Origin of the sequence: Kitasatospora sp. NPDC047058, assembly GCF_040643935.1 — a bacterium.
Taxonomy (GTDB): Bacteria; Actinomycetota; Actinomycetes; order Streptomycetales; family Streptomycetaceae; genus Kitasatospora.
This window is the reverse complement of the sequence record NZ_JBEYVJ010000060.1, coordinates 25,960-32,999: the sequence shown is the minus strand read 5'-3', so window position 1 is coordinate 32,999 and position 7,040 is coordinate 25,960. Positions and strand designations below refer to the sequence as shown.

Below are 7,040 nucleotides of genomic sequence, written 5' to 3'. Positions count from 1 at the left end.
GGGGGGGGCGGGGGGGGGGGGGGTGCGGGCGTCAGGGGTGTCAGCCGACGAGGATCGAGCCGGCCGCCGGGTGGCCGTAGGCCCATCCGCGGCGCGAGCGCATCTTGAGGATGGACTCGTCGGTGAGCGCGCTGAGGCCGTCGCGGCCGTCGATGAGGACGGACTCGGGGCCGGAGCGGACGCCGAGGAGCATCATGTCGGTACGCAGGAACGCCATGATCGGGCGGCCGGTCGGCGCGCTCGTGGCGGTGGCGGAGGTGCGGGCGCCGAGCGACCAGTGGATCTGCACGCCGAAGATGGTGTCGGGGGTGCCGGCCAGGCCCTGGACGAAGATCGGCTCGCCGGTGGTGTCGGTGACGCCGCGCAGGTACTTGCGGAACGACGGGTGGGCGATCGCGACCGTGGTGGACGGGTCGAAGTAGTCGCCGGACTCGACGCTGCCGAGCGCGGTCGAGTACTCCAGGTAGGTCGCGTTGCCGGCAGTCGCGGCGACGGTGATGTTGCTGTTCGCCGTGTAGCCGAGGGTGGCGTCCGTCTGGGACAGCAGGTAGTACAGCGACGTGAACGGCACGCCGGTGCCCGGGGCCGCGGTGACGGCGAGGCACGAGTTGTCGAGGATCTTCGCGTAGCTGGTGCCCCAGTCGGTCATCTTCGTGGCGATGACGTTGGCGACGGAGTCGTCGATGTCCTCCTCGGCGAGGCGCACGGCCTTGCCGAACTTCTTGACGCTGAGGGCCACTTCGTCGTTGAGCGACGCGTCCTCGCCGTACGTGCCGCCCTTGTCGACGACGTCGACGCCCATGCCGGCGGAGCGGGGGACGTGCCGGGTGTCGGTGGCCATGGGGGTGCGGGACGACAGCGACTCGACCGCGGAGACCTGGTTGATCCGCTGGATGACCTTGGAGTCCCACTCCTCGGGGATCCATGCCTCAAGGGTGTTGCGTGCCACGGTGCCCTCCTGGGCTGTGATGGGGCTGAGCTATCGGGGTGGCTCGGGCCCCATCACGGGCGCCTCGGGCGGACGTTCACGCACCAGGCCGATCACCGGCCGGGCACGTGATCACGCTAGGCGGATCGGCTAGTTGCCTCGCAAACGCGCGGCGTGCTGCTCCCAGCTCGACTTGGGCTTGTCCGGTGCCGGCGGCTTCGGGGCGGCGGTCGGGCGGGCCTTCGGCTTGGCGGGCTCGGGGCGGGCGAACAGCTCCGGGTAGTCGGTGCGCAGCCGGTCGATCTCGGAGTCGAGGCCGATGACGTCGCCGTCGTCGTCGACGGTCAGGGCGTCGGTGTCGAGGAGCTTCAGGACGCGGGCGGGACCGCCGGCGACACCGGCCTCGGCAAGGGCGGCGCGCGCGGCCTGGTTGATGATGCGCGGCTTCCACTGGTTCTCCACCGCCTCGGTGGCCTCGCGGATCGCGCGCTCGTGGTCGCCCTCGTTCGCGCGGCCCTTGGCCTCCAGCTCCTTCAGCGCCAGGCGGCTCCGCTTGGCCTCGTCGTTGGCCTTCTTCAGCGCGGCGACGGTGCGCGCGTGCTCGGCCTGCAGCTTCTCCAGTACCGGGTCGGCCTTCGGGGCAGGCGGCTTGGGCTTCGGCTTGTCGTCGGCATCGGTGCCGTCACCGTCGCTGGGCTCGTCGTCCTCGTCCGCCGGCTCGTCGTCGCTGGTGTCGTCGCCGACTTCGATGTCCGTGCCGTCGTCGTCCTCGGAGCCGCCGGCCACGTTGTAGATCGGGCGGCCGTCGGCCCGGAAGCCGAGCAGGGTCCACGGGGGCAGGCTGATGCTGGCGCTGGAGGGTCCGATCACCGGAGCGTCCACAGGGTGTCTCCCATCACGGGGGTGTCGTGTACTGGGCGTGACCGTAGCTCCGGTGCGGTGGCGGTCTGCGATCACCGGCGGCCGAACCGCCCGGCGGCGACGGCATCACGGGCGCGGGCGGCAACGCGCGGGGGCAGCGGCCGCCCGGAGTTGAGAAGGTCACGGGCCGCACGGACCCGTGCCGGGCCGGCCTCGGACGGCAGGGACAGGCCCCGCGCGACCGACCGGTCGGCCTGGCGGCGCAGCAGCCTGGGGAACCGGGTGCCGAGCGGCCAGCTCTCGGACCAGGGGATGACCCGGCAGCGGCAGTGCGGGTGCAGGGGTGGGTGCTCGATCGCCTTCGCGTCGGCGGTGCGCTGCTTCGGGTCGTAGGACAGTCCGCCCGGGAAGCTCTGGCCGTGTTGGGTGGTGCGGCCGGAGTAGGCGGCGCAGCGGACGCACGCATCGGGTTCGGCGACCCACAGCAGGCCGACGCCGAGGGCGTCGGCGGCCATGGCGGCGCCGGAGTTGACGGAGAGGTTCAGCAGCCAGCCCAGTCCGGTCTGCACGCGCGTGACGGCGGTCCGCGCGGTCTGGACAGCGGCGAGGACCCGGGGGAAGGCGGTCGGGCGGATGCTGAGGATGCGGTCGGCGATTTCGAGGTAGCGGGCGACGTCGCCGCTGATCTCCTCGGCCTGGCGGAGGTATTTGACTGTCGTGTCCGCGTAGCCGGCCGCGCGCTGGCCGAGTTCCTCCAGGGTCTGCCGGGTCTGCTCGATGCCGAGCCGCGTTGCTTCGGGGAGCGCCTCGTAGGCGGCCCGGCGGGCGCGGGGCACGAGGTCGAGGAGCGCCTCGTGGATCTGCTCCTGGGCGACGTCGATGATCCGGTCCAGCTCGGGCCCGTGGCCGGGGGCGTGGACGGACCCGAAATCGCGGATCCAGGCGGCTGTTGCGCCGGCGACGGCGTCGGCGAGGAGGTCCTCCGCGCGGCCGGTGGCGGTGCGGATCGTCTCCTGTTCCAGGTTCCGCGCGGTGGCGATGTGGACGTCCTGGATCAGGTCGGCGAGGTCGGAGAGGCTAATCACCGGCCGGGTCCGGGTCAGGTGCGACGGTGGGGCGGCCGGTCATGGCGTCGACGACGGGGCCGATCAGGTCCTGTACCTGCGCCTGGTCGATCGCCCCGAGGGTGACAGCCGCGCCCAGCTTCTGGACGGTGTCGGCGAGGGTGGCCAGGTCGGCGAGGCGTCGGCTGAGTTCCGCGGCATCATCAGTGGGTGACTCCAGCCAGTCGGACACCTGGTCCTCGCTGTAGTTCCCTTCGAGTAGCAGCTGCCTGTTCGGTACTCCCCGCTCCGACTTCAGCCTGGCCGTCTGCCACACGTCCTGGTCGTCGATGGTCTCGGCAGGCTTCCACTGAACGTCGACCTGCGGGTCCTCAACTCCCAGCAGGTGGAGAGCGAATCCGAACGCGTCGCGGTGGGTCGCGCCGTAGGCGCTCTGCCTCGCGTCGACCTTTCGAGTGAACGGTGCGTCTTGCGCGCGGATCGACTGGCCGGACGGCTGGTCACCACTGGTGTCGAAGAGATGTAGCGGGGTGACGGTGAGTTGCGCCATGGCGCGGACGTGGAACATTGCGGGGTCGTAGAACACGTCGGGCTGGGCGGCGTCGAACTGGCCGACCTGTTTGAATCCGCGCAGCAGCATCATCTCGCCGGGGCCACTCTTGAGAGACGAGTCATCGCCGCTGTCGCTGGGCCCTGCAGTTGGGTCCGGCGGGAACATGTCGTCCTCGAAGTCAGCCGGATCGAGGTCGCCGGTGTCCGTGGTGGCGGCATCAGTCAACCCGAACCGTTGGGGGAACCCCTGGTAGTCAACGGTGGCCAGGTGCGTGGCCACCAGCTTGGTGATGGCATTCTGAGCCCCGTAGCCGCGTTCGTGCTCCGGCCGGCCGTAGGGGCGGTCGTTGCGGTAGTGGAAGACCGGGATCTCGCCGTAGTCGTGACTGATGCTCCAGGCAGTGTCTTCGGGATCGACGACCATGCCATCTGCTGTCTCTATCGGGGCGGGCAGCCAGGGATCCCAGTCCCGGGGGCTGTTGCCGGGACTGTCGGCCTTGGTGGTCCAGCGCTCGATTCGATCGCTGTAGTAGAGCTCGGCGCGGTGGATGATTTGCGGCTTCTGGGCATTGCCGATCTGTTCGCACCAGCGCTTGATAGCGAAGGCCTTGAGCCGGGGGTTCTCGGCGTCGTAGATCAGCCTTACGGTCAAGGGGTCGTTGCAGAACATGTCGACGCCGGAGACCGTGTCGCTATCTCCCTCGTGGACCGGAAGGACGATCATGTATGCGTCGCCGAAGCGGGACGCCGTACGACTGATCTCGCCGGCTTCAAGGTCCATGATGTTGTTGAGCCAGATGGTGTCGAGTAGCGCGGCCTGGGTTGCATCGGGGCTGGAGACGGATGCGAGCTGCAGTCGGTCGGCTACGGCATCGACGACGGTGGCGATGAATCCCAGCTTGAAGTCGACGCCGGTGCGGGAGATGGCGCGACGGATCCTGGCGGACGAGAACACCTCAGGTACCAGGTCGTCGTAGTAGGCGGCGGCCTCAACGTACGCGGGCCGAGCCTCACGTAGCGCCTCCAGGCCCGTCCACAGGTCGTCGCTCGCGGTCACCACGCCTCCTCAGGTCGCGATCACGGTAGGTCGAGGCTGGAGTCCGGGTGCGAACGCATCTATTTGGTATAGATGTGACGGGTTGCGGTCGGCGCGGACCGCTTCGTCTGGTCGAGGAAGCGGGTGACTGCGGATCCGACGGCGTCGACGAGGTCGTCGTGCGGCGCCTTGGGGAAGGCGACCATCTGCTCTTCCAACTCGCGCAGTGCCCGGCCGTGGAGGACCCGTCCGCGCTGGTAGTGGTTGAGGGCGCGGGCGGCGCGGACTGTCTTGTGCTCGCTCTGGCTGACGGTCTTCACCTTCACCGGCATGTGATGGAAGATCGACTGCCATGTGCCGTGGCCCTGGTTGACCTCCAGCAGGATCAGCCCGATCTCCGGGTACTCGTCCAGCAGGGCCAGCACGCGTTCACGGAGCTTCGCGCCGGGCGGGATGCGGACCTGGATCGCTGCGTGGACGGTGCAGCGGCGGGTCTGCGCGGACCAGGAGACGACGGCGAGGCCGGTGTAGTCGCTGGTCGCCTTCGCCGTCACGGCCGGGTCGATCGACAACATCATGTGAGTGACCGGGTCGGGTCCGTCGGTGCCGGGGTAGCGGAAGTCGTCGGCGCACCAGTAGTCGCCGTCCGCGCCCATGGGGTTGTTGGCATAGTTCTTGGCGAACGACCGGGTGTGTTCGATCTTCTTCAGGTAGGAGAGCGGCCACTTCGTCGGCCACATGGACCGTTCGGTGCCGTCGTCGCGCCGGATGATCGGCAGGTTGTGGTGCGTCGCGAAGCCCTCGTCGGCGATCCACTCGGCGGTCTCGATGCCTTGGCCGTGCTTGACGAGCTGGTGGACGATGCTGCCGGGCATGGTGACGGTGCCGACGAGGACGACGCGGGCGTAGACGTTGAGCGGCAGGATCGCGTCCCGCAGGGTGGTGAGCCGCTTGCGGGCCTGGTCGGGGCTGTAGCTGGACTCGTCGGGTTCGACGTCGTCGAGGAGCAGCAGGTCCGGGCGGTGGTTGCGGACCTTGAGACCGAGGCTGGATGAGTCCATGCCGCGGGCGGCGAACGCGAACCCGTTCTCGGCGATGAACATGCGCTGCGTATCGGCGACGTTCCCGCCGTTCGGGCGCTTGGCAGGGTTGCACAGCTCGGGGTAGTCGGCACGCAGCCGCTCGTTGTTGTCGATCTCCTGCTTGAACGTGGAGAGATGCGCCTCGGCCTGGGCCGCCGACGCGGAGAACGCGGCCGTGAACTTCACCCAGCCGTGCGCGGCCGCCCACATCGGCAGGACCAGAAACCACCACGTCGACTTCCCGGTCTCACGGGGAGCCACGTATGCGTCCCGCTGCTCCGCTGGCATCACCGGCTTGCGGATCCACCGGCGGGCCGCCCGGCACCAGTCCAGGTGGGCGTCGCCGAACGTCACCCGGCCTTCGGAGTCACGCAGGTGTTCGCGCAGGTACACGATCCCGAACAGCAGCGGGTCCAGCCGTGTGAGTGCCCGCCGCCCGGCCGGGTCCTCCAGCATCCGCACGTCCGCGACCGTGCGCGCCAGGTACCGGTGCAGGTCGAAGTCCTCGCCGGTCAGCCCGGCGAGGTACGAGTCGACGACGCCGGCGGCGAGGTCCGTCACGCGCTACTCCCCGGCGGCGCCGAACATGTCGTCGGCCATGTCGATGTCGTACTCCTCGACCATGACCTCGGCGCGCAGCAGCAGGGTCCCGACGGGGATCTTGGCCTCGCAGTCGTCAACGGTGGTCACGGCCGGGCCGGCGACGACCTCCCAGCCCTGCAGCTCGACGCGGGCGACGAGGTGTTCGCCGAGCGCCGCAACGTAGCCGGGGTCCTCGGCCAGCCAGGAAGGGACGAGGGAGTCGAAGGCGTAGCAGGTCGCGGCCATCAGGCCCCGCCCCGCAGCTGCGCCTCTTCGGCGGCGTTCCTGGCGTTGGCCTCGGCGATCATCTCGCGGAGCTCCAGATCCACCTCGGACGGCGCCTGCTCGACCGTGACCTCGGCGCGGATCGGGGCGTACAGGCCCCGGACCTTGGCGATCTCCTTGCACACCATCACGGCGACCTCGATCGCCCGGGGCTCACCCCGGTCGATACGGGGAGCGAGACGGCTGAGGTAGTACTCCAGGCGGTCGATGTGCTGGTCGACCCACAGGTCGGCCATCTCCTGCTCGGCTTCCTTGGCGGCTCGCCTCGCACGCGTGAAGTCCTTGCACGCGTGCGAGGCGGAGCTGTACCCGAAGCTCGGGTCGGCGGCGATGTCTTCGAAGGACCGGCCGTCGATGCGGGCCTGGATCATGCGGGCGCGGCGGTCGGCGACCTGCACGCGTTCGTAGCGGTTGAGTGCTCCGGGCATGGCTCCTCCTCGGGTGGTGTGGGGATGATCGCCCGGGGCGGAGAGCAGGTTGCGAACGGTCAGCGCCTGCGGATGCCTTTGCGGGCCGGCAGACGGCGGTACCGGACGACGGGGCCGCCCGCGGTGGCGTGGGCCTTCTGGTGGGCGTACCGGCGGAGTTTCGGGTTCGCGAAGAAGAGCCTCCACTGGGCTTTGCTCTTGAACCCGGTGTGGCCAGCGTGT

General features: G+C 69.7%; 7 protein-coding genes. All 7 read right to left on the bottom strand.

Annotation, left to right across the window (positions count from 1 at the left end; all coding sequences use genetic code 11):
- Positions 1-40: 40 nt before the first annotated feature.
- The gene (locus tag ABZ885_RS12620) at positions 41-949 is read right to left on the bottom strand and encodes a phage major capsid protein (RefSeq protein WP_360186947.1); all 909 of its coding nucleotides are present in this window, start codon (positions 947-949) and stop codon (positions 41-43) included.
- A gap of 129 nt (positions 950-1,078) precedes the next feature.
- On the bottom strand, positions 1,079-1,798 hold the full coding sequence (locus ABZ885_RS12615; protein ID WP_360186945.1) for a phage scaffolding protein: 720 nt from the start codon (positions 1,796-1,798) through the stop codon (positions 1,079-1,081).
- Positions 1,799-1,881: 83 nt separating this feature from the next.
- Positions 1,882-2,874, bottom strand: a complete 993-nt coding sequence (locus tag ABZ885_RS12610; RefSeq protein ID WP_360186943.1) for a hypothetical protein — start codon at positions 2,872-2,874, stop codon at positions 1,882-1,884.
- A complete protein-coding gene (locus ABZ885_RS12605) occupies positions 2,867-4,462 on the bottom strand; it encodes a phage portal protein (protein ID WP_360186941.1) in 1,596 nt (531 codons plus the stop codon). The genes ABZ885_RS12610 and ABZ885_RS12605 overlap by 8 nt, the downstream gene beginning before the upstream one ends.
- A 59-nt stretch (positions 4,463-4,521) precedes the next feature.
- Positions 4,522-6,084 carry a hypothetical protein gene (locus ABZ885_RS12600; protein ID WP_360186939.1) on the bottom strand — a complete coding sequence of 521 codons (1,563 nt, stop codon included), beginning with the start codon at positions 6,082-6,084 and terminating at the stop codon, positions 4,522-4,524.
- A gap of 3 nt (positions 6,085-6,087) precedes the next feature.
- A complete protein-coding gene (locus ABZ885_RS12595; RefSeq protein WP_360186937.1) occupies positions 6,088-6,351 on the bottom strand; it encodes a hypothetical protein in 264 nt (87 codons plus the stop codon).
- Positions 6,351-6,818: a hypothetical protein gene (locus tag ABZ885_RS12590; protein WP_360186936.1), complete on the bottom strand. Its 468-nt coding sequence runs from the start codon at positions 6,816-6,818 to the stop codon at positions 6,351-6,353. The genes ABZ885_RS12595 and ABZ885_RS12590 overlap by 1 nt, the downstream gene beginning before the upstream one ends.
- Between the last annotated feature and the right edge of the window lie 222 nt (positions 6,819-7,040).